Source organism: Leucobacter exalbidus, assembly GCF_017834145.1.
Taxonomy (GTDB): Bacteria; Actinomycetota; Actinomycetes; order Actinomycetales; family Microbacteriaceae; genus Leucobacter; species Leucobacter exalbidus.
In genome coordinates this window covers 160,820-183,735 of sequence record NZ_JAFIDA010000001.1, presented here as the reverse complement: position 1 = coordinate 183,735, position 22,916 = coordinate 160,820, and the positions used below count along the sequence as shown (strand labels likewise).

The following is a 22,916-nucleotide window of genomic DNA, read 5'->3' as shown; positions in this document are numbered from 1 at the left end:
GCGCGTCGATAAGCTGAACGGGTGAAACGATCAGTCTTCAGGATCATCTCCGCCGCCTCAGCGGTCGCTGCAGCCACCGCGCTGCTGACCGCGTGTGCGGGTGATGTTCCGCTCGACCCAGCCCCCGAAGCCAATAATCCGGCGTGCGCCGAGGTGACGGTGCGGTTGCCCGAACAGGTGGCGGGCCTCGATAAGCGCCACACCAACGCGCAGGCGACTGGGGCGTGGGGCGACACTGCTGCGGTGCAGCTGGTGTGCGGCATCGAGCCGAGCGGCCCGACAACCGACACCTGCGCGACTGTGAATGGTGTCGACTGGATCATCGACGAGTCGGCGGCCCCCATTTACCGTTTCGAGGCGTATGGCCGCGAGCCCGGCTTGGCCGTGTACATCGACTCAGAGGTCGTCAGTGGCACCGATGCGGTGCTCGATCTCGGTGCGGTGGCGCGCCAGCTCCCCCAGACCAGGCAGTGCACGTCGGTGGCCGACAGCTTCGACCTGAAGTAACTACTGACGCGTATATAAGGGCGGGGCAGCTTCGGCGGCCTCGCCCTTTTTGCGCATCCTCGCGCATCGTGGCCGTGGGGAAAAGCAAAGGGGCCGTGGATGTCATCACATAAAATGCGACAACCCCCACGACCCCTTCTAAAAAGGTGTCCGGCGGTGACCTACTCTCCCACACCCTCCCGAGTGCAGTACCATCGGCGCAGTCAGTCTTAGCTTCCGGGTTCGGAATGTGACCGGGCGTTTCCCTGACGCTATAACCACCGTAACGTTGTTTATATATAACCACACGATCGCTACACACGCGAAAAGGCGCCACTTCCCGGGAGTGGCAAGCTGCCGCCGGCGCCCGGTTGTGCCGCAAGGCGGATGCAATCTCGAGCTCGAGCGGCGACCCGGAGGAACTCAGAGCCACCCAGAGCCACTCGGGACCACTCAGAGCCAGCCTGGGATACCCGCGGGCGCCCTGGAGGCGCGCCATGCGCCACTTCCCCACCGCAGAGCGTTGCGCAACCGAAACGCTATTGTACTGTCTATGGTGGTAGTGGGTAAAACAAAGGGGCCGTCAGGACACGCTCACTCAATCGTGAACATCCTAACGACCCCTCCATGAAAAGGTGTCCGGCGGTGACCTACTCTCCCACACCCTCCCGAGTGCAGTACCATCGGCGCAATCAGTCTTAGCTTCCGGGTTCGGAATGTAACCGGGCGTTTCCCTGATGCTATAACCACCGTAACTCTATCAACACACAAACCACACCCAAACCCTGACACCAAAAAGTGCCCTTGATTTGGGGGTGTGGCCGTCCGTTGGGAACCACAAAGTAGACGCGAACAATCGTTACACTAAAAATCTTATGCCCAACAAGTGGGAAGAAATCAAACCATCGGCTTATTAGTACCAGTCAGCTCCACCCGTTACCGGGCTTCCACATCTGGCCTATCAACCCAGTAATCTACTGGGAGCCTCACACACCAAATGGTGTACGGAAATCTCATCTCGAGGCCGGCTTCCCGCTTAGATGCTTTCAGCGGTTATCCATCCCAAACGTAGCCAACCAGCCATGCCCTTGGCAGAACAACTGGCACACCAGAGGTCTGTCCAACCCGGTCCTCTCGTACTAGGGTCAGATCCTCTCAAATTTCCAACGCGCGCAGAGGATAGGGACCGAACTGTCTCACGACGTTCTAAACCCAGCTCGCGTACCGCTTTAATGGGCGAACAGCCCAACCCTTGGGACCAACTCCAGCCCCAGGATGCGACGAGCCGACATCGAGGTGCCAAACCATGCCGTCGATATGGACTCTTGGGCAAGATCAGCCTGTTATCCCCGAGGTACCTTTTATCCGTTGAGCGACAGCGCTTCCACAAGCCACTGCCGGATCACTAGTCCCGACTTTCGTCCCTGCTCGACCTGTCAGTCTCACAGTCAAGCTCCCTTGTGCACTTACACTCGCCACCTGATTACCAACCAGGCTGAGGGAACCTTTGGGCGCCTCCGTTACTCTTTAGGAGGCAACCGCCCCAGTTAAACTACCCACCAGGCACTGTCCCAGAACCCGATCAGGGTCCATAGTTAGATATCCAATATGACCAGAGTGGTATTTCAACAACGACTCCACCATAACTAGCGTCACAGCTTCACAGTCTCCCACCTATCCTACACAGGCCACACCGAACACCAATACCAAGCTGTAGTAAAGGTCACGGGGTCTTTCCGTCCTTCTGCGCGTAACGAGCATCTTTACTCGTATTGCAATTTCGCCGAGTTCACGGTGGAGACAGCTGGGGAATCGTTACGCCATTCGTGCAGGTCGGAACTTACCCGACAAGGAATTTCGCTACCTTAGGATGGTTATAGTTACCACCGCCGTTTACTGGGGCTTAAATTCAAAGCTTCGAACCCGAAAGTCCTAACCTCTCCTCTTAACCTTCCAGCACCGGGCAGGCGTCAGTCCGTATACATCCACTTGCGTGTTAGCACGGACCTGTGTTTTTAGTAAACAGTCGTTCCCCACTGGTCTCTGCGGCCACCACACCCTTTCAACGTAAAGTCTAATAAGCGGATGGCCCCCCTTCTCCCGAAGTTACGGGGGCATTTTGCCGAGTTCCTTCACCATGATTATCTCGATCTCCTGAGTATTCTCTACCTGACCACCTGAGTCGGTTTGGGGTACGGGCAACAGCAAACCTCACGTCGATGCTTTTCTAGGCAGCATAGGATCACCTGCTTCCCCCAAAGGGTCCGCATCGTATCTCACCCTTCATGTCCCAAACTATTAATAAGGAACAGGCTACATACTTACACCGGGACAACCATCGCCCGGCACAGGCTACCTTCCTGCGTCACACCTCACGCTCACCACCCGAGCTTTGGGTTCGCAGCCACCACCCACACATCACCCGAAGGATCCATGCAAGCTTAGGTTTGCTTAGCACTACTCGTTAGGCCTTTGACGGTTTACCGCCGGTACGGGAATATCAACCCGTTGTCCATCGACTACGCCTGTCGGCCTCGCCTTAGGTCCCGACTTACCCAGGGAAGATTAGCTTGACCCTGGAACCCTTGGTCTTCCGGAGGACGGGTTTCTCACCCGTCTTTCGCTACTCATGCCTGCATTCTCACTCGTGTAGCCTCCACGGCTGGTTCACACCGCCGCTTCAATGGCCACACGACGCTCTCCTACCCATCCAACGGACTGAACCACAAAAGGCTTGTCTATACGTTAAATGCCACAACTTCGGTGGCGTGCTTGAGCCCCGTTACATTGTCGGCGCGGAATCACTTGACCAGTGAGCTATTACGCACTCTTTCAAGGGTGGCTGCTTCTAAGCCAACCTCCTGGTTGTCACAGCAACTCCACATCCTTTTCCACTTAGCACGCGCTTTGGGACCTTAGATGGTGATCTGGGTTGTTTCCCTCTCGACTATGAAGCTTATCCCCCACAGTCTCACTGCTGCGCTCTCACTTACCGGCATTCGGAGTTTAGCTGACGTCAGTAACCTTTTCGGGCCCATCGGCCATCCAGTAGCTCTACCTCCGGCAAGAAACACGCAACGCTGCACCTAAATGCATTTCGGAGAGAACCAGCTATCACGAAGTTTGATTGGCCTTTCACCCCTATCCACAGCTCATCCCCTCAGTTTTCAACCTAAGTGGGTTCGGTCCTCCACGCGCTCTTACACGCGCTTCAACCTGGCCATGGATAGATCACTTCGCTTCGGGTCTAGGACATGCGACTGAATCGCCCTATTCAGACTCGCTTTCGCTACGGCTACCCCACACGGGTTAACCTCGCCACATATCGCTAACTCGCAGGCTCATTCTTCAAAAGGCACGCCGTCACTAGAACAAGCTAGCTCCGACGGATTGTAAGCAAACGGTTTCAGGTACTATTTCACTCCCCTCCCGGGGTACTTTTCACCTTTCCCTCACGGTACTAGTCCGCTATCGGTCATCTGGAAGTATTTAGGCTTATCAGGTGGTCCTGACAGATTCACACGGGATTTCTCGGGCCCCGTGCTACTTGGGATACTCATCACGCGGTAAAACCATTTCGGATACGGGACTCTCACCCACTCCGGTCGACCATTCCAAGTCGTTCTCCTATAGCTTCACTCTCACGTTGACAGGCCGGCAGACCCATCCAACAAGTCCCACAACCCCGACCATGCAACCCCTGCCGGGTATCACACATGACCGGTTTAGCCTCATCCGGGTTCGCTCGCCACTACTACCGGAATCACTGTTGTTTTCTCTTCCTGGGGGTACTGAGATGTTTCACTTCCCCCCGTTCCCTCTACCCGCCCTATATATTCAGGCGGGAGTCACCAGGTACACAAGTGCCCTGGCGGGGTTTCCCCATTCGGAAATCCTCGAATCACAGCCCGTTTATCGGCTCCCCGAGGCTTATCGCAGATTACTACGTCCTTCTTCGGCTCCAGATGCCAAGGCATCCACCGTTTGCTCTTAAAGATTTGAAATCACATAAGTATCAGAAAATCACATTATAAATAATGCGACCAATGAAAAAAATTTAGTATCAACAACAACCCGTAGGTTGTTGTTAGATGCTCGCGTCCACTGTGTAGTTCTCAACGTACGGTCGATCCCACCCACGCCACCAACAAGTGCGACAAAGGCGGGCCCGAAGAAACCAAACACCCACACCCCCAAAAGGAGTGTGGCCGGCTGGGCCTTCAGGACCCAATAGTATGCACCTAGTAACAACCCACCATCACGCCCCACTGTTCCAACCAAACCCGTAAACGGACTCGATGTACTTACTGCGACGATCTAGCAACTTGTCTTATCAAATGTTCCACCCATGAGCGTTCAGCACCACACGAACGGTGATGTTCTGAACATTCTGCAACAACAATGTTGTTGAGTGCTCCTTAGAAAGGAGGTGATCCAGCCGCACCTTCCGGTACGGCTACCTTGTTACGACTTAGTCCTAATCACCAGTCCCACCTTCGACAGCTCCCTCCCACAAGGGGTTAGGCCACCGGCTTCGGGTGTTACCGACTTTCATGACTTGACGGGCGGTGTGTACAAGGCCCGGGAACGTATTCACCGCAGCGTTGCTGATCTGCGATTACTAGCGACTCCGACTTCATGGGGTCGAGTTGCAGACCCCAATCCGAACTGAGACCGGCTTTTTGGGATTCGCTCCACCTCGCGGTATCGCAGCCCATTGTACCGGCCATTGTAGCATGCGTGAAGCCCAAGACATAAGGGGCATGATGATTTGACGTCATCCCCACCTTCCTCCGTGTTGACCACGGCAGTATCCCATGAGTTCCCACCATTACGTGCTGGCAACATAGGACGAGGGTTGCGCTCGTTGCCGGACTTAACCGAACATCTCACGACACGAGCTGACGACAACCATGCACCACCTGTATAGAAGTGTCCAAAGAGTTGACGATCTCTCGCCCGTTCTTCTACATGTCAAGCCTTGGTAAGGTTCTTCGCGTTGCATCGAATTAATCCGCATGCTCCGCCGCTTGTGCGGGCCCCCGTCAATTCCTTTGAGTTTTAGCCTTGCGGCCGTACTCCCCAGGCGGGGAACTTAATGCGTTAGCTACGACACAGAACCCGTGGAACAGGCCCTACATCTAGTTCCCAACGTTTACGGCATGGACTACCAGGGTATCTAATCCTGTTCGCTCCCCATGCTTTCGCTCCTCAGCGTCAGTAGCGGCCCAGAGATCTGCCTTCGCCATCGGTGTTCCTCCTGATATCTGCGCATTCCACCGCTACACCAGGAATTCCAATCTCCCCTACCGCACTCTAGCCTGCCCGTACCCACTGCAAGCCCGAGGTTGAGCCTCGGGTTTTCACAGCAGACGCGACAAGCCGCCTACGAGCTCTTTACGCCCAATAATTCCGGACAACGCTTGCACCCTACGTATTACCGCGGCTGCTGGCACGTAGTTAGCCGGTGCTTTTTCTGCAGGTACCGTCACTTTCGCTTCTTCCCTACTAAAAGAGGTTTACAACCCGAAGGCCTTCATCCCTCACGCGGCGTTGCTGCATCAGGCTTGCGCCCATTGTGCAATATTCCCCACTGCTGCCTCCCGTAGGAGTCTGGGCCGTGTCTCAGTCCCAGTGTGGCCGATCACCCTCTCAGGCCGGCTACCCGTCGTCGCCTTGGTGAGCCATTACCTCACCAACAAGCTGATAGGCCGCGAGTCCATCCATCACCGATAAATCTTTCCCACAACTGACCATGCGGCCGCTGTGCATATCCAGTATTAGACACCGTTTCCAGTGCTTATCCCAGAGTGATGGGCAGGTTACTCACGTGTTACTCACCCGTTCGCCACTCATCCACCCCAGCAAGCTAGGGCTTCAGCGTTCGACTTGCATGTGTTAAGCACGCCGCCAGCGTTCGTCCTGAGCCAGGATCAAACTCTCCGTAAAAAATTACATGCCCCACCAGAAAACGGAAAAAGCTTCCCAGCAGAACGAGTTCAACCTGACAAAAACGAACATCATTACTGACGTTCATATAATTTGTCCAAAACAACCCCACCAATCCGAAGATCGGGAAGGGTTTAAATAAATTGGCATTTGACAATTTAAGTGCACACTATTGAGTTCTCAAGGACCAGACACTCCCCGTACCAGCCAAAGGCCTTCCGAAGAGCAACCTGTCTAACTTACCACAACTTCAAGTAAGTATTTGCGCAAGCTAATGAGCCGGACTGTTGTTCCGGCCCGGCAGCGTTGCAGCGACAAGAGATAACAATACGCAGATGCCAGGGTGAAGGCAACTATGGCTAGTTACGTGGCGTGTCGCCACTGTTTACCTGCAATACACCCACTTTCACGCCGGTTCACGACTGAAACACTCGTCGCAGCCTCCGAACGCAAACAGCTCCCACCGCCCGAGAGGGCGATGGGAGCTGAAGTAACGCGGCATAAACCAAGAACTGATTAGTACGCGGGACGCTTTTCGATCGCGAGCTCAATGAGCTCGGTGATCAGTTCGGTGTAGCCGAGGCCTGACTCTTCCCAAAGCCTGGGGTACATCGATACCGGGGTGAAGCCGGGCAGTGTGTTGATCTCGTTGAGCACGGGGCCATCTTCGGTGAGGAAGAAGTCGATGCGAGACAGGCCGGCGCACTGTGCCACTTCAAACGAGCGCACGGCGGCGTCGCGAATCGAGGCGTACTCGGCGTCGGTGACCTTCGCCGGCAGTTCAAGCTCAATACCCGCAGCGCCCAGGTACTTGGCCTCGAAGTCGTAGAACTCGCGACCGGTGAACACGATCTCACCGATCACTGAGCTGGTGCGGGGGCGCGCTCCCCCACGGCCCTCGAGTACGGCGATCTCGACCTCGCGGCCGGTGACTCCCGATTCGATGAGCACGGTGCGGTCTTCGGCGAACGCGACCTCGAGTGCCTGAGCAATCTGCGAGGGTTCGTTCACTTTGCTGACGCCCACTGAGGATCCGGCGCGCGCAGGCTTCACGAACAGCGGGTAGCTGAGGCCCTCGTCGAGTGAGTCAGCGAGGCCGGGGTTCTGCGCGAGTTCGTCGCTCGTGATGGTGCGCCAGGGGGCGACCGGAATGCCCGCGGCGGCGAGCACGGTCTTCACGGCGTGCTTATCCATGCACAGCGCCGAGCCGAGCACTCCGCTGCCGACGTACGGCAGATCGACGAGGTCGAGCATGCCCTGCACCGTGCCGTCTTCGCCGTAGGGGCCGTGCAGCATCGGCAGCACCGCGTCGACGTGGCCGAGCGTGGTGAGCGTTCCTTCGGCAGAGATCGCCGAGATCTCGCGGGTATCGAGCGAGGCGGGCCACAGCACGCGGGTGCCGTTATCGGTCACCTCGGGCAGGTCGCCGGCCTTGAGTTCGTAACCGCTCAGGTCGGCTTCGCTCATCAGCACGGTCGCGCCGCGCTTGGTGAGCCCCACCAAAATCACGTTGAACTGTTCGCGGTCAATGGCGCGCAGCACACCGGCGGCGGTGACGCAGCTGATGCCGTGCTCGCTCGAACGGCCGCCGAACAACAGCACTACGGTGCGCTTCGTGCCCGCCTGCGTAAGGGTCGAGTCATTCACTGCTGGGATCCCTTCATCCGGTTGACCAACCGTCGCCAGCGGCTGGGCGCCTGCCCCGCGATGCTGAGCTCGGGTTGCGGCACGCTGTCCTCAGTGGCGAGGTGCGGGCCAAGATTCTTCGGCGCCATGGTGCCCTCGAGCACCATCTGCACCTGCTCGACGATCGGCATCACGATGCCGCGTTCGCGAGCGAGTTCGAGCACCGGGGCGACCGAGGTGATGCCCTCGGCGACCTGCTGCATCTGCTCGCGGGTCTCCTCTTGTGAGTAGCCCTGGCCGATGAGCCGGCCCGCGGTGTTATTGCGTGACAGCGGCGACTGGCAGGTTGCGATGAGGTCGCCGAGACCGGCGAGGCCCGACATCGTGGCGGTTTCGCCGCCCGATGCGATCGCAAACTCGGTCATTTCGGCGAGGCCGCGCGTGATGATGGCGGCCTTAGTGTTCTCGCCGTAGCCAACACCGTCGACGATGCCGATGGCGAGCGCGATGAGGTTCTTGAGCACGCCGCCCAGCTCGGTGCCCACCACGTCGGTGTTGACGTAGGTGCGAAAGTACGGGGCCGAGGCCGCGGTCGCGATCTCCTGCGCGACTGCGAGGCTTGAGCACGAGGCGACGGCGCCCGTGGGCTGCTCTTTCGCGATCTCGAGCGCAATATTCGGGCCCGATACGACGGCGATGCGATCCGGATCAAGATCAAGCGTGTCGCTGATGACCTGCGACATACGCATTGTCGTGGTCTTCTCGACGCCCTTCACCAGGCTCACGAGCACGCTGCGCTCGCCCAGGTGGGGTTCGAGGTCGAGCAGGTTTTGGCGCAGCGTCTGGCTCGGCACCGCGAGGAACACGAGGCTCGCGCCCGCAAGCGCCTCGGCCATGTCGCTCGTCGCGTTGAGCGACTTCGGCAGGTTGATGCCGGGCAGGTACTGGCTGTTGCGCTTGGCGACCTGAATTTCGTTGGCGATCTCGGGGCGCCTGGCCCACATGGTCACCTCGCAGCCGGCGTCGCTGAGCACCTTCGCAAAGGTGGTGCCCCAGCTCCCCGAACCGATCACTGCCACCTTGCGGCCGCGGTTACGCGCGGCCCGCTCGGCCACCACTGGATTCGGTTTCGTGGTCAAAATCGCCCCGTCTCGCTCTGCTGATGCTTGTTCGGATCCCAGCGGTCAGTGGGCGGTGTTTCGCCGCGCAGGCCCGCCAGAAGCTCGGTAATGGCGGCCATCAGATCGGCGGTGGCCGCGTTGACGGCTCGCTGGTCGATCGGTTTGGCCAAGTATTTGCTCAGATCGAGGGGCTCGCCGATGGCGATCTCGATCATCTTGCGGGGAAACGGGTGAATCTTTTTGCCGTAGCGCGGCATCAGCTTCTGCGTGCCCCAGTGCGCCGCGGGAATCAGGGGGATGCCCGATTCGAGCGCGAGGCGTACCGCGCCGCTTTTGCCGCGCATCGGCCACAGATCAGGGTCACGGGTGAGCGTACCCTCGGGGTACACGATGACGCCCGAGTTGTTCTCGATGAGCTGGCCGGCAGCGCCCAGCGCGCCGCCCTGCCCAATCGCACGCGAAGCACCCTCGCGCTCCACGGGAATCTGACCCGAGGCGTGCATCAGCTTGCCCAGCACGGGCACGCGAAACAGGCTGGCCTTCGCCATGAAGCGGGGCAGACGCCCCAGGTGCCACACAGCGGCGCCCATCGCGATCGGATCGATCTCGCTGTAGTGGTTGGGGGCCAGAATGAACGGGCCCTTCTCGGGCAGACGCGAGTTCGGCGTGAACCGATACTTCGCCATCAGCGACCATATCGGCAGCGTGACGCCCGCGAGCACCCAGAAAGTTGAGGGCTTACGCTTCTCTGCCGAGGGCTTGCTGCGCAGCTTCACCGTGTCAGTCATAGTTCAATTATCCCGAATCGCGCGCACCGGGGAGGCATGCAACCCCGGTGCGCGCGTCGCGGCTAACCTTCGTAGACGAAATCTGCGCCCAGCTGGCGCAATTTCTCAATGAAGTTCTCGTATCCACGAGAGATGATGCCGAGGTTGGTGACTTTCGTCTGACCCTCGGCGGTGAGGCCTGCGATGAGGTAGCTGAAGCCACCGCGCAGATCAGGCACCTTGATTTCGGCGCCCGTAAGGGCCGTCGAACCAGAGATCACGGCGGCCTGCTCGAACTCGCGACGCTTCACGCGGCGCGCGTCATCTTGCAGCCCATCCTTGTAGACGTGAATGTTCGCGCCCATCTGGTTGAGGGCATCGGTGAAACCGAAACGGTTCTCGTACACGGTTTCGTGAATCGTTGACTCGCCCACGGCCTGCGTGAGCGCGACGACGAGCGGCTGCTGCCAGTCGGTCATGAAGCCGGGGTGCACATCGGTTTCGATGGTCACGGGCTTCAAATCGCCGCCCGGGTGCCAGAAACGAATGCCGTCGTCGTGCACCTCGAAGTCGCCGCCAACCTTGCGGAAGACGTTCAGGAAGGTCATCATCTCTTCCTGCTGAGCGCCGCCGACGAACACGTCGCCGCGGGTCGCAAGCGCTGCCGAAGCCCAGCTTGCGGCCTCGTTGCGGTCGAACAATGCACGGTGGTCGTACCCGCGCAGCTCTTCGACGCCCTCAATGAAGATGACGCGGTTGGGCTCAACCGTGATGATCGCGCCCATCTTCTGCAGAATGCAGATGAGGTCAATGATCTCAGGCTCGATGGCCGCGTTACGCAGCTCAGTCTGACCCTTTGCGAGCACACTGGTGAGCAGCACCTGCTCGGTCGCGCCGACCGACGGGTACGGCAGCTCAATGTTGGCGCCGTGCAGGCCATTGGGGGCCGTCAGGCTGATGCCGCTGGGCAGCTTCTCAACGACTGCGCCAAACTTGCGCAGCGCCTCGAGGTGGAAGTCGATCGGGCGGTCGCCGATGCGGCACCCGCCCAAATCAGGGATGAATGCTTCGCCCAAACGGTGCAGCAGCGGGCCACAGAACAAGATGGGGATACGCGAGGAACCCGCGTGGGCATCGATGTCTGCGTGGTGCGCCTGCTCAACGTTTGAGGGGTCAAGGCGCCACTCACCGGGGTCGGTGCCCCGAGTGATCTGCACGCCGTGCAGCGCGAGCAGGCCAGCAACCACCCGAATGTCAGAGACATTGGGCACGTTGCGCAGCACGCTCGTGGTTTTGCCGAGGAGCGCAGCAACCATTGCCTTGGGGGCAAGGTTCTTTGCGCCACGCACCTCAATACGGCCCTTCAAAGGGTGCCCACCGTTGATGATGATTTCATCAGAGGTGAGTCCCACGCGCGCGCCCGCTTTCTGAGCGTCGAGCTTCAGGCCTTCGGATTCGTTCTCAGTCACGCGGCCTCCACCGGGGTTGTCGTCGGCATCCAAGACGGACGGCGCTTCTCAAATTCTGAGATTACACCCTCGTCCCGAAGCGTCAGAGAAATGTCGTCGAGTCCCTCTAGCAAACGCCAGCGGGTGTACTCGTCAACCTGGAACGGCACGGTGAGATCTCCGGCCGTCACCGTGCAGTCTTCAAGACTCACGGTAAGTTTTGTCCCGGGATCGGCATCGATCACGGCCCACAGCTTTTCAACATCGGCCTCGGTCACCTCTGCCGCCAGCAAGCCCTGCTTGCCGGCGTTACCGCGAAAGATGTCGGCGAAGCGGGGCGAGATGACGACGTTGAAGCCGTAATCGCGCAGCGCCCAGACGGCGTGCTCGCGTGAGGATCCGGTGCCAAAATCGGCGCCGGCGACGAGAATCTCGGCGCCAGCAAACTGGGGCTGGTTGAGAATGAAGTTCTCATCCTGGCGCCAGTGGTAGAACAGGGCGTCATCGAAGCCGGTCTTGGTGACGCGCTTCAAAAAGACGGCGGGGATGATCTGGTCGGTGTCGACGTTCGACCGCTTCAGCGGCAGCGCGACGCCGGTGCGCGTGGTGAATTTCTCCATGGCGTTACGCCCCAATCTTCTCGGAGGATGCTGCGGTGCTGTCTGAAATGGCATCGTGGGTGATGCCCTTGGCGGCATCATCGCTGAGATCCCACGGACTTGACAGCGTGCCGCGAATCGCGGTGGCCGCTGCCACGAGCGGCGACACGAGGTGCGTGCGCCCGCCCTTGCCCTGGCGACCCTCGAAGTTACGGTTCGACGTTGACGCGCAACGCTCCCCCGGCTCGAGCTGATCAGGGTTCATGCCGAGGCACATTGAGCAGCCGGCGAAGCGCCACTCGCCGCCGAATGCCTCAACGATCTTGTCGATCCCCTCGGCTTCGGCCTCGAGGCGCACGCGCGCCGAACCGGGCACGACCATCAGGCGCACGCCGTCAGCTTTCTGCTTGCCCTTGATGATGTCGGCGAAGGTGCGCAGGTCGTCGAGGCGGCTGTTGGTACATGAGCCCATGAAGACCGCGTCAACCGGAATCTCCTTCATCGGGGTGCCCGCGGCGAGATCCATGTATTCGAGCGCACGCTCAGCTGCGGCGCGCTCGTTGGCATCGGCAATCTGCGCCGGATCGGGCACATTCTCACTCAGCAGTACGCCCTGGCCCGGGTTCGTGCCCCAGGTCACGAACGGCTCGAGCTCGGCCGCATCGATGAAGATTTCCTTGTCAAAGACGGCGCCCTCGTCTGAGGGAAGCGTGCGCCAGTACGCAACAGCCTCATCCCAGTCGGCACCCTGCGGTGCGTGGGGGCGGCCCTTAACGTATTCAAACGTCGTCTCGTCGGGGGCGACCATGCCGGCGCGGGCGCCAGCCTCGATCGACATGTTGCACATCGTCATGCGGCCGTCCATGGACAGCGCACGGATGGCCGAGCCGCGGTACTCGAGCACGTAGCCCTGCCCGCCGCCGGTGCCGATCTTGGCGATCACGGCGAGGATGATGTCCTTCGCGGTGACGCCGGGGCGCAGTTCGCCCTCGACGTTGATCGCCATCGTCTTGAACGGCTTCAACGGCAGAGTCTGCGTCGCCATGACGTGCTCGACCTCACTCGTGCCGATGCCGAACGCGAGCGCACCAAACGCACCGTGGGTCGATGTGTGGCTGTCGCCGCACACCACGGTGATGCCGGGCATCGACAGCCCCAGCTGCGGGCCCACCACGTGAACGATGCCCTGCTCTTTGTCACCGAGCGGGTGCGAACGCACGCCGAACTCCTTGACGTTGTCGCGCAGAGTTTCAATCTGCAGGCGGCTCGTCGGGTCTTCGATCTGCTTGGTGATGTTGAGGGTCGGGGTGTTGTGATCCTCGGTCGCGATCATCAGATCGACACGGCGCAGCGGCCGATCCATCACGCGCAGGCCATCGAAGGCCTGCGGGCTCGTCACCTCGTGGATGAGGTGGAGGTCGATGTAGATGAGGTCGGGCTGCCCGTCCTCCCCCTTGACTACAACGTGATCATCCCACAACTTCTCAGCGAGGGTTCGGGCCGTGCCCGTGCCCGCGTTGCTCTGAACGTTCTGCTCACTCATGCGTGCTTCTCTTTCGGTCTGTGCGTCTTCTCTAACGCTGCGCTGCGCGAAATTATTCGGTCCCTGCGCGGTAAGTTCGGCCATAATTGAACTCCGCGACGGGTGACCAAATGGGTTAAGCCCCGTCGCGGCGGTGAAGAAGCACTCGCCACGATCGCATTTGACGAGTCTAACACCGGGCGACGGGGCCAAGCTCAAGCACGCGCAGGGTTACGCGTCTTCGTGCATTTCTGCTGCGCCCAGGTGCAGGTGCTCGCCCTTCGCCTTTGCCTCGCGGTTCGCCTTGATGAGGCTGGCCACGGTAGCAATGGTCATTGCGCCGAGGATCACGAGCAGCGACGTGATGGTGCTGATATCGGGCACCCAGGTGACGTGCTCGCCGCCGTTGATGAACGGCAGTTCGTTTTCGTGGAGGGCGTGGAAGACCAGCTTCACGCCAATGAACGCGAGGATGAAGGCGATGCCGTACTTCAGGTATTCGAGGCGTTCAAGCAGGCCGCCGAGCAAGAAGTAGAGCTGACGCAGACCCATCAGGGCGAACACGTTCGCGGTAAAGACGATGAACGGGCTCTGCGTGATGCCGAAGATCGCGGGGATCGAGTCGAGCGCGAACAGGAGGTCGGTGGTGCCGAGAGACACGAACACCAGAATGAAGGGGGTCCACATGCGCTTGCCGTCGACCATGGTGCGCATCTTGCCGCCGTCGTAGTCGTCGGTGATGGGCATAACCTTCTTGACCTGGCGAATCAGCCAGCTGTCGCCGGCGGTTTCTTCGCCGCCCGGCTTGACCTGCTGCCAGGCAGTCCAGATCAGCCACGCACCAAAGATGAAAAAGATCCAGATGAAGCGCTCGATGAGCGCGGCACCGAGCAAGATAAAGACGCCACGGAAGATCAGGGCGAGCACGATGCCCACCATCAGAGCGCGCTGCTGGTACGCCGTCGGAACCTTAAACGCGGCCAGAATCAGCACGAAGACAAACAGGTTGTCAATCGACAGGCTGTACTCGGTGAGCCAGCCGGCCAAGAACTCGGTGCCGTGCTGCACATCGCCGAGCAGGAAGATGCAGCCTGCGAACGCCAGGGCGAGCGCCACGTAGAACCCGACCCACAGGCTCGCTTCGCGCATCGACGGCGCGTGGGGCTTGCGCACGATCAGCAGCAGGTCGACTAACAGGATGCCAACGAGCACCACCATCGATCCGATTTCAAACCCAATCGGTAAAACAGATGTCACGAGGATCACTTTCTTTCGGTGGGCGGGTGCGCCAAGTACCGAAAGTCTCTCCCCGACACGGATCCGGATCATTCGCGAGCCCTGAGGCCCGCGGCAGTGATGCCGAATTGCGTCGCGCCCGCACCGGCAGCGCGGTCGGCGCGCTACGTATTGACGACACGGGCGAAGATGGGATACTCCCCTTCGCGTCGATTAGTATACGCCGGGGCGCTGAAGCCGCGCGGGCAATCAGAATTTTGGGCGCGGCGACCGGTACGATGAAGCTCAGTTTTGACCATCGACAGATTGACCTCATTGGGAGACCGAGTGAACCGCACCCATCAAGCCCCGATCACGCGCAGCGCAGAGCGTGGGCCGGGAATCGCTTCGCGCACGCTTGCAGGCTTTGTTTTTGCGAGCCGCTGGTTGCAGGCTCCGCTGTACCTCGGCCTGATCATTGCGCAGGCTGTGTATGTAGTGCTGTTCTTTGTTGAGCTTTGGCACCTCGTTGAGAACGTCATCCTCTCAGGCCACATCGACGAAACAGACGTAATGCTGAGTGTGCTCGCCCTCATTGACATCGTCATGATCGCGAACCTTTTGATCATGGTGATCATTGGCGGCTACGAAACCTTCGTGTCGAAGATTCGCGTGCAGGGTCACCACGACGAGCCCGAGTGGCTCTCGCACGTCAATACCAACCTGCTGAAGATCAAGCTCGCCGTGTCGATCATCTCGATCTCGTCGATCCACCTGCTGAAGACCTTCATCGAGGTCGGCCGCATGGATGAGAACGGGCTCGTGATTGGTGCCGACGGCAAGATCCTCTATTCGGCAGAGGGTGTGTTCTGGGAGGTCATGATCCACCTCGCGTTCATTGTTTCGGCAATTGCGCTGGCGCTGATCGACAAGATGAGCCATCACGGCCCGTCTCACCCCGGCGAGCAGTTCACCGCGTCGTCGATCGAGGCTGAGCTGCTGAGCAGTCCGTCGGCACAGGCTGATGCCCCCGTCGCCACGCCTGCCCACGCCTCCCCTGCTGTTACTGATGACGGATACGTCACGGTGCGCATGCCGGCGGGTACACGACTCCCCGAGGGCGCAGAAATAGTGCCTGAGCAAAAGAACCGCTAAGCTGGTTCTCGGTCAGCTTTGGCTGGCCGTTCGCGCGAGTGGCGGAATTGGCAGACGCGCTGGATTTAGGATCCAGTGTCTTCGGACGTGTGGGTTCAAGTCCCATCTCGCGTACTATTGTGATGTCTCAGGACATCATGGACACCTGAACCCACGGAAACGTGGGTTCAGGTGTTTTTCTTTTGGTAGTTCTTTTGGGTATCGATCGTGTATTCGCCCAAGACTTCCCCGGTATGCGTGATCACGGTCGCGTGGTCGCCGTTCACGAGACAAATCACTTCCGTGCGGGCATACCCTCTCCCGATGCCCAGGTGGCGTAGCTTGCCGGCATATCGGAGCGTGATACTCCCGTTGGCATCGACAATGTCGTACCTCACTTGCCATAACGCTGGCGATGATGGTTTCGCGGGGCTGGCTTTCGGGATCAACGCATACGCAAACGCCGGCGTTTTGCGCCCCAGTGCCCGGTGTGGCCGCTGTTCGTTATAGAACTCACGAAACTGGTCCAAAACGTTTTGCAGATCAGCGATCGTGTCGGCGGGGTGCTGAGCCAAATACTTTTTGAGTGTCTGCCAGAACCGTTCGATCTTGCCTTGCGTGGTCGGCTTATACGGGCGTCCGTTCTTCTGGGTAATGCCCTCGATTCTGAGTAACGTTTCGAACGCGTTGAGGCCGGCCTGACGTCCCCCGCGCGCCAGCCTGGCGGTGTAGACCATCCCGTTATCGGTCAATGTTGACGCGGGAAACCCGTGTGTTTGTGCCGCCGTGGTGAATGTCTCGACCACGATTTTGCCGGTCACCCGGTGATGGACGGTGAGGTGCGTGAGGAACCGGGCATGGTCATCAAGCCAGCCCACAATCTCGACTTCCTGGCCGCTAGTGAGTTGCCAGTGCGTGAAGTCAGACTGCCACATCTCGTTGGGTTGCGAGGCTTCGAATCTCTTCCATGATGACCGTGGTCGTTTCTGGGGTTGCGGGGTGATGTGGTGCGCGCGCTGCAGCACACGCCAGACCGTGGTGCGCGAAACAACAATGTCTTCTCGGGCGAGATAGGCGCAGATCGTGTCGGCGCCGGCATCGCTGCCCTCAACGGTGAGGGACTCGCGAAGCGCGAGAATACGGTCGCGTATCTCAGGGGCGGTCTGGTGCGGGGAGGTATGTGGTGCTCGGGATTGGGGAGCGAAGGCGGCGTCGCGGTAGCTGAGGCCTTGCACAGTGATAGCGAGGATGAGGAGTGGGTTGCGGTGCACTGTCCACTATGTCCTGAGACATGCGCGGATGGGCAAGGGGGTGTGTCCACGATGTCTGGGGACAGGCGTCCACTATGTCCTGAAACCACACACCATCTCGCGTACTAAATGTTAGGCCCCGACTTCCCTTTGTTTAGAAGGAAAGTCGGGGCCTTTCTGCGCTCGGGGCGAGAACCAGCTCTCGTTTGCCTATCCCCTGGCGATGCCGCTTTTGTGGGGCTGTCGTTCAGGATCATGGCGTGGATAAACACCTGCGTTGAGGTACCGAAACGCAGAAGGCTCTAGTTCAAAGCAATGACACCTGCGTTGAGGCTGCTCGCGAAGACCAGCCACAGCACGTACGGGATCATGAGCAGTGATGCGGGCTTCGACCATTTCCATGCCGACACTGCAAGCCAAATCACGCACAAGATGAGCGCGATGATCACGACGAGTGCGATCCACCATGCCGGTTCCCCAATGAGTGGATATCCGGCGAAGAAGATGGGTGTCCAGATCGCGTTGAGGGCGAGCTGCACGGTGTAGATCGTGAGGGTTTTCTGTGCGGCATTGGGCTGGTTTTCACGCCATCCGTTGCGCCAAATCATCCAGCCAGCGACGGCGATCAAGAAATACAGGATCGACCAGGCTGGCCCGAATACGGAGTTCGGTGGGCTCCAATCCACCTTCGCCGCGACTGCATACCAGCCGTCGGTGTGAGGCATGGAAGCGAGTGACCCGAGGAACGCGATCATCGCGACAACTACAAGCAGCACGACACCGATAACGATCTGGCGGGCTGCTGGTGGGCGAGTGTTCATTTGGCTACCTCCTGAGTTGGGTTTGCTAGTTCGGCAAATTCGAGTGGCCCCGAAGGGGCCGCTGGGCGAAGGGAACAGCGGTGACTGATTCAACGAAGGAACCACTCGCGAACATCTACAAAATGATCGACAACGGTGAGAGGTAAACGTACCCGCAGGAAACCGATGCCTATCGTTTGGACTGTGTGTCGTAACACAAGCAGGGAACACGCCTTTCCCCGGAGGCAGTGAGGCCCGCCAAGCGTACATGCCGACGGACCTCACTGAGCCTTACTCGGCGACAGTCCGAGATCGGAACAGGTCAAAAATGGTGATGATCGCAGCAATTCCCACCACGATGTAGACAACGTTGGATCCGACAGATCCCTCACCAAATATTGCGTCGACGAGGTTGAACTGGAAGGCCCCCACGAGACCCCAGTTCAGTCCGCCCACGATGAGGAGGAGTTTCGTGATGATGAAAAGTGCGTTCACGATTCTTCCTCCATTTTGAGACCGACGCCGAGAGCGAAGAAAGTGGGTGCCCATTCTCCGATGAAGAGCCCCCACCGGTCTGACTGTGCTTTCGAATCGTTTTTGCCGCGGGAGATCATCCAAGAAGTGAATGAGATTCCGACAGATATCAATCCGGCGGTGTAGGCGTGGTTACTGCGCACTCCCCATTTGTTGAGCTGGCGCATTGGGTTCCATGCGGTCGCTGCGGCTGCTTTCTTTACTTCTTTCTTCATGTTCATGGTTCCTCCTTTTGCCTTGGGTTCACCAGTGTGCGGGCTGATTTGTGGGCAGGCAATGGGCTATCTGAATTCTGTTGGGTTTTGATAACCCGGCACAAAACTGGAAGGAAGAAATTGTGAGTACTCGAAACGAAAATGACGAATTTTGGGTGCTTTCTCGAGCACCGAAGCTTACGTTCATCCGAGAAGGGACGCCCATGACTGCGTCCCAACACAAGACCATTCCCCCGCACCGAATCCATATCGCTCGAAGTAGCAATTAGGGTTAGATCATGCGTGAGTACGAGGATTTAGTGGCCGAGGTGGGGCGAATCGCCGTCACCTCCCGCTGCGTCGATGACGCTCTCAAGCTTGCACGGATCTACTCATGGCAGAAGCCAGACTTCCACCTCGCGATGTGGCCTGAGTGTCTCAACATCGGGCAGGTACGGAGCTCTGTGGAGCTCGCATCCGAGCTCATTGAGTGGAACAGCCCGGCGGAAACCGAGGATGAGCGCGACACTCTCGCATTCCTCTCCGCGAATAGGCTACTCATCATGCCCAGAGCGGTCCGCCGAAACTACCTACGGCGTGGACCGATTACTCCCCTCACTCCGTGCGGGACTGCGAATCCGCTTCTTTGCGATCCAATCGGGTCCACGGAAGGTTGAGTACGAGGCGTTCTCGGTCTGGATCAGGGCGATCCCACGCGACAATCATCAAGGTCGCGAGCGGCCCGACGAGCAGACTGATGAGGAACCAGCTCCACCGAGACCGATCCTTTTGCTCCGCAAGGCCGGCGTTGACCAATGCGAGCGTGAACCAGAAACCACTCATCGGAAGGTAATTATCCATGGCTGAAGCCTAGCCGTCACCTGTCTCTTACCCCTGCCACTCCACCTGCCCTAGAAGGGTTCGTCATCGCACCAATCTGGAGGGGAATCAGTGCGTTCGTTCTCGGTAGAGCGATTCTTGATGGAGTCGCTCGGGGTGGAGCGACTCTCTGTTGAGTCACTCTCGGAGGAGTCGCTCCCTGTGTTCTTTGCCGAGGTGCGCGGCACGAAAGGCTTGTCCCAGCCTGGCCCCCACACAGATTCCGCTGAGACCCGCTCTGCCCGGGGCCGCTCAGTCACGCCTGTTGTTTCAGTTGCTTCTGTTGAGAGTGGTTGCTCTGCTCCAGGTGGTTGATCAGGGGGCGGCCCGTCCGGGGCTTCGGGCCCATCCGTCCCCTCACCCGGGGGATCTGGTCTGAATCTCACCGCGCTCTCGGGTATGTCTTCATATTTCCGCCCGGTGGGACTCGTCCACGTATACACACCATTCTTGTCTTGGATAACTTCCCACGGGAGTGGCGTGTTTGAGGGTGTGGTGTCGGCGACAGATGTGGCCCAAATTGTCACTGCTCGTTGCCCCGCCCAGGGCCGCGTCAATGGTGTGGTCGATGTCGCATTTTCGTAACGGCATACGACACCCAAAGAACCTGCAATGCTGATCCCTCGCCCCCAGAAACCTTCGCAACTCCGCCGAGGGCCGGTAGGTATCCACGGTGATGATGGTGCCCGTCTCGGCATCCACCTTCACCTGCTCCCAGCTGCTGGTCGCGCAGGCCAGGTCTTTCGCGGTATCAGTATCAATGGGACCGTAACCCGCAAGCGAAGCCGGGTGACCCCTACTGCTTCCCGCCGCTTCTTCGGTCGCGGTCGTGGTCCCGGTCGCGGTTCCTGTCGCAGTTCCTGTCGCAGTTCCTGTCCCTGCGGTGGTTCCCGTCAGTCGGGTGATCGGCACGATCACCTGCACCCGCGCCGTGATACCACCCATCGGGGTGCCCGTCGTCATCGTCTTCAAGGGATCACTCACCAACAACATGTCACACAACAGATCGGCACGCAGCTGATCCGTGGTGCGGGTATCCACAATCTCGGGAGATCTTGTCTCCCCGGATTCGCTCACACCGTCCTCGGGTGCCGCGGCTTCTCCCCCAGCACCACCCTGGCCCGCCTGGTCGCCGAAGGTTTCGGTGTTTCGGTGCGCGATGATGTGGTGCGAGAGCTGATCGACCCGGTCTTTAATGCCATGCGCGAGAGCCGCGGGGAGATGCGCGATCAGATCAGCCATCCCGTCTTCCCGATCAATCACCATCACGTTACGGCCCGCACACGCCCGCTCGTGACGCTCATCAATCGTCACCTCAGCACACCGCTCAGCAAGTTCCTTCACGAGCGGGCGCACCCGCCCCACCGTCTCCGCCTCCGCCAACTGCAACGCTTCCCGCTCATACTTCTCACGACGCTTCGCATCAGTAATGATGACGCCCGCGTCCACGATCGCGCGCACATGACCTTCAGATACCCGGCCCGCCGCCAACGCCCGATACGTTCCCGGGTAGTCAGTGATGAGGTCAGTCGCGCGTTCCATTTTCGCGGCCACCGTACGATCCGATTCGTGTACCGCCGCCCCGATATCGGTGTGGACCATGCGGTAAGCCATCGCTTGGCTCTTCGCGAGCGAACGACCCGACTGCACCCCGTGGGGAATGCACTGCGCGATCCCCTCCGCAATCGTTGACCCCGCCTGCAGGAGAAGTGCTTCAGCCGCCTGTAGGGAACTGATTTGCGCCCGCACTGCCTGGATTCCAGACACGACGTTATCGAGTGCAGCGAGCAACTCCGTCGGTGGTTCCAGCAGTGAGAACTTCATGTAAACATTGTCTCAGGGACCACCGACAAAGCACTTCGATGGGGCGTTCTACCGCAAGATTACACGGAATAAGTGCGGCAGGCACTCAGAAATTCAGATATCCGCTACGCATCTGAAAGGGGCGTATCCCAGTGAACATCTCGTGATTTGCGGACTCAAAGCAGAACCACTCGAGCAAACATGGCGCGAGCCACCACGAAGCCCCATGACGACCGCCCGTTCGTTCGTTCGTTCGTTCGTTCGACCGCTCGACCGACCACCCGCAACCGTTTTCAACGTTTCGCCAACGCACACGGGCGTTGACCCAATGGTCGCCCCCGCTGACCCTCTCCCTTCTTGCTACAGTGTTCGAATGCCGACTCACTGGAAGAATTACCATGGGCTCACCCCGAGATCATAGGCAGTTCAGCACACGAATTCCGCGCCGTGGTCATGAGCACCCCTAGTTTTCTTCTACGCTTAATGCCATGACTGAACTTGCGACCTCAATCTTTGAGGCAATGTGGATCGCCGGCATTTTGGCGTTCGCCATTTCTGGCGCTCTCGTCGGTGTGCGACACAACCTCGATATTCTGGGCGTGCTTGTAGTCGGTGTCGCCACCGGCATCGGCGGCGGTATTATTCGCGACGTGATTCTCGGAGTCCACCCGCCAGTTTCGTTCATGGTGTGGCCGTACTGGACGACGGCACTGGTGGGCTCGTTCGTCGTGTTCTTCATTCACCCCAGCCTCACCAAGATTCGTCGCTTTGAGCTGGTCTTCGACGGGTTCGGGCTCGGCATCTTTTCGGCATACGGCGCCGCAATCGCCACAGAAGCAGGCTTCGACATCATGACCTGTATTTTCGTCGGCACGATCGTATCGATCGGCGGTGGCGTAATTCGAGACATGCTAATCAATGATGTTCCTGGCGTGCTCACCCGCGATATGTACGCCGTGTCTGCCATCTTGGGAGCGAGCGTCGCAACCGTGATCACCCGCCTCACCGGCGACATGCTGATTGCGTCAATCATCGGCGGTATTCTCGCGATTGCGCTCAGGCTCACCTCGCACGCACGCGGATGGAACCTGCCGAAGCCTCGCAAGGTCACCGCTTAAGCCGCCCAACCCCGCGGCGACAGTACCGTCGTTTGCTAGCCTGTAACCCACCAGCGCAGCAAGCTATTTCAGAGAGGAGCGCACGTATGCAGAAGAAATCATGGGCATACGTGCGCTTCGTCGCGCTGATGCTGAGCGTCGGAGTGATCCCCTTTGAGCCGGGCATTCCGCTTCCTGCTGCCCTCACTCTCCTAGCACTAGTGCTGCTGTCGGCCGCACCGCTAGTGGCCGCGCTCACGCAGCGCGTCTTGCGCGTCATCACCGATGGCATCGCAGGCACATTGCCGCATGCGCGGCCGGTGTCACAGCCGCCACGATTCACGCTGAGCGCCCCCGTCACCGCTGGGAGTGCGCAGCCTCGCGCGCCCACGACGCACCGGTGTGCCCTCAGATAAGCGACCGGTGGCGTCTGTAATGTTCTAACCCTGTTCTCGCACTGTCTCTTCGGGCACGTACTGTTCCGTCAGCACT

Annotated in this window: 17 protein-coding genes, 1 tRNA gene and 4 rRNA genes; 5 read left to right on the top strand and 17 right to left on the bottom strand. The window is 59.4% G+C overall.

The features are described 5' to 3' along the window. Positions 1-21 precede the first annotated feature (21 nt). On the top strand, positions 22-507 hold the full coding sequence (locus JOF28_RS00880; RefSeq protein WP_209704041.1) for a DUF3515 family protein: 486 nt from the start codon (positions 22-24) through the stop codon (positions 505-507). Between the two features lie 148 nt (positions 508-655). Here JOF28_RS00880 and rrf (JOF28_RS00875) read toward each other — a convergent pair. The 11 genes from rrf (JOF28_RS00875) to JOF28_RS00825 all read right to left on the bottom strand — a co-directional run bounded on the left by rrf (JOF28_RS00875) (position 656) and on the right by JOF28_RS00825 (position 14,775). After that, positions 656-772 (bottom strand): 5S ribosomal RNA (gene rrf, locus JOF28_RS00875). Between the two features lie 351 nt (positions 773-1,123). Next, positions 1,124-1,240, bottom strand: a 5S ribosomal RNA gene (rrf, locus tag JOF28_RS00870). 139 nt (positions 1,241-1,379) lie between these two features. Continuing rightward, positions 1,380-4,490, bottom strand: a 23S ribosomal RNA gene (locus JOF28_RS00865). Between the two features lie 418 nt (positions 4,491-4,908). Next, positions 4,909-6,435 (bottom strand): 16S ribosomal RNA (locus tag JOF28_RS00860). Together the 16S, 23S and 5S rRNA genes form the textbook arrangement of a ribosomal RNA operon. A 516-nt stretch (positions 6,436-6,951) precedes the next feature. Then, on the bottom strand, positions 6,952-8,082 hold the full coding sequence (locus JOF28_RS00855) for a D-alanine--D-alanine ligase family protein (RefSeq protein WP_209704040.1): 1,131 nt from the start codon (positions 8,080-8,082) through the stop codon (positions 6,952-6,954). Then, positions 8,079-9,200 (bottom strand): NAD(P)H-dependent glycerol-3-phosphate dehydrogenase, encoded by a 1,122-nt coding sequence (locus JOF28_RS00850; protein WP_245189816.1) that lies wholly within the window; start codon positions 9,198-9,200, stop codon positions 8,079-8,081. The genes JOF28_RS00855 and JOF28_RS00850 overlap by 4 nt, the downstream gene beginning before the upstream one ends. Further along, entirely contained in the window at positions 9,197-9,970 is a 774-nt protein-coding gene (locus JOF28_RS00845; protein ID WP_209704039.1) for a lysophospholipid acyltransferase family protein, read from the bottom strand. The genes JOF28_RS00850 and JOF28_RS00845 overlap by 4 nt, the downstream gene beginning before the upstream one ends. 62 nt (positions 9,971-10,032) lie before the next feature. After that, entirely contained in the window at positions 10,033-11,361 is a 1,329-nt protein-coding gene (murA, locus tag JOF28_RS00840) for a UDP-N-acetylglucosamine 1-carboxyvinyltransferase (protein WP_209706655.1), read from the bottom strand. A 53-nt stretch (positions 11,362-11,414) separates the two neighbouring features. Further along, positions 11,415-12,017: a 3-isopropylmalate dehydratase small subunit gene (gene leuD, locus JOF28_RS00835; protein WP_209704038.1), complete on the bottom strand. Its 603-nt coding sequence runs from the start codon at positions 12,015-12,017 to the stop codon at positions 11,415-11,417. A gap of 4 nt (positions 12,018-12,021) precedes the next feature. Beyond that, entirely contained in the window at positions 12,022-13,539 is a 1,518-nt protein-coding gene (leuC, locus tag JOF28_RS00830) for a 3-isopropylmalate dehydratase large subunit (RefSeq protein WP_209704037.1), read from the bottom strand. A 210-nt stretch (positions 13,540-13,749) separates the two neighbouring features. Next, a complete protein-coding gene (locus JOF28_RS00825) occupies positions 13,750-14,775 on the bottom strand; it encodes a TerC/Alx family metal homeostasis membrane protein (RefSeq protein ID WP_209704036.1) in 1,026 nt (341 codons plus the stop codon). 306 nt (positions 14,776-15,081) lie between these two features. On the opposite strand from JOF28_RS00825, the gene JOF28_RS00820 reads away from it, so the two are divergent. Both JOF28_RS00820 and JOF28_RS00815 read left to right on the top strand, forming a co-directional pair. Beyond that, positions 15,082-15,888 (top strand): TIGR00645 family protein, encoded by an 807-nt coding sequence (locus JOF28_RS00820; RefSeq protein WP_209704035.1) that lies wholly within the window; start codon positions 15,082-15,084, stop codon positions 15,886-15,888. Positions 15,889-15,920: 32 nt separating this feature from the next. Next, a tRNA-Leu gene (locus JOF28_RS00815) sits at positions 15,921-16,002 on the top strand. 53 nt (positions 16,003-16,055) lie between these two features. Here JOF28_RS00815 and JOF28_RS00810 read toward each other — a convergent pair. From JOF28_RS00810 to JOF28_RS00785, 6 genes are all read right to left on the bottom strand, one after another. Next, positions 16,056-17,138 (bottom strand): integrase core domain-containing protein, encoded by a 1,083-nt coding sequence (locus tag JOF28_RS00810; RefSeq protein ID WP_209704034.1) that lies wholly within the window; start codon positions 17,136-17,138, stop codon positions 16,056-16,058. 281 nt (positions 17,139-17,419) lie between these two features. Then, positions 17,420-17,938, bottom strand: coding sequence for a TspO/MBR family protein (locus tag JOF28_RS00805; RefSeq protein WP_209704033.1), 519 nt, complete (start codon positions 17,936-17,938; stop codon positions 17,420-17,422). Between the two features lie 270 nt (positions 17,939-18,208). After that, on the bottom strand, positions 18,209-18,412 hold the full coding sequence (locus tag JOF28_RS00800; RefSeq protein WP_209704032.1) for a DUF378 domain-containing protein: 204 nt from the start codon (positions 18,410-18,412) through the stop codon (positions 18,209-18,211). After that, entirely contained in the window at positions 18,409-18,672 is a 264-nt protein-coding gene (locus tag JOF28_RS00795; protein WP_245189814.1) for a hypothetical protein, read from the bottom strand. Before JOF28_RS00795 ends, JOF28_RS00800 begins: the two co-directional genes overlap by 4 nt. Positions 18,673-19,260: 588 nt before the next feature. After that, entirely contained in the window at positions 19,261-19,506 is a 246-nt protein-coding gene (locus tag JOF28_RS00790; RefSeq protein WP_209704031.1) for a hypothetical protein, read from the bottom strand. 423 nt (positions 19,507-19,929) lie between these two features. Then, on the bottom strand, positions 19,930-21,348 hold the full coding sequence (locus tag JOF28_RS00785; RefSeq protein ID WP_209704030.1) for an HNH endonuclease signature motif containing protein: 1,419 nt from the start codon (positions 21,346-21,348) through the stop codon (positions 19,930-19,932). A 467-nt stretch (positions 21,349-21,815) separates the two neighbouring features. Between JOF28_RS00785 and JOF28_RS00780 the strand changes: the two genes are divergently transcribed. Then, positions 21,816-22,445, top strand: coding sequence for a trimeric intracellular cation channel family protein (locus JOF28_RS00780; RefSeq protein ID WP_209704029.1), 630 nt, complete (start codon positions 21,816-21,818; stop codon positions 22,443-22,445). 86 nt (positions 22,446-22,531) lie between these two features. Next, entirely contained in the window at positions 22,532-22,840 is a 309-nt protein-coding gene (locus JOF28_RS00775; RefSeq protein ID WP_209704028.1) for a hypothetical protein, read from the top strand. The last annotated feature ends 76 nt before the right edge of the window (positions 22,841-22,916 follow it).

Bases quoted from the DNA above. Each gene is read 5' to 3' on its own strand.
- JOF28_RS00845 (WP_209704039.1), bottom strand. From the start codon at position 9,970: ATGACTGACACGGTGAAGCTGCGCAGCAAGCCCTCGGCAGAGAAGCGT.
- leuD (WP_209704038.1), bottom strand. From the start codon at position 12,017: ATGGAGAAATTCACCACGCGCACCGGCGTCGCGCTGCCGCTGAAGCGG.
- leuC (WP_209704037.1), bottom strand. From the start codon at position 13,539: ATGAGTGAGCAGAACGTTCAGAGCAACGCGGGCACGGGCACGGCCCGA.
- JOF28_RS00805 (WP_209704033.1), bottom strand. From the start codon at position 17,938: ATGAACACTCGCCCACCAGCAGCCCGCCAGATCGTTATCGGTGTCGTG.
- JOF28_RS00795 (WP_245189814.1), bottom strand. From the start codon at position 18,672: ATGAACATGAAGAAAGAAGTAAAGAAAGCAGCCGCAGCGACCGCATGG.
- JOF28_RS00790 (WP_209704031.1), bottom strand. From the start codon at position 19,506: ATGGATAATTACCTTCCGATGAGTGGTTTCTGGTTCACGCTCGCATTG.
- JOF28_RS00785 (WP_209704030.1), bottom strand. From the start codon at position 21,348: ATGAAGTTCTCACTGCTGGAACCACCGACGGAGTTGCTCGCTGCACTC.
- JOF28_RS00780 (WP_209704029.1), top strand. From the start codon at position 21,816: ATGACTGAACTTGCGACCTCAATCTTTGAGGCAATGTGGATCGCCGGC.
- JOF28_RS00775 (WP_209704028.1), top strand. From the start codon at position 22,532: ATGCAGAAGAAATCATGGGCATACGTGCGCTTCGTCGCGCTGATGCTG.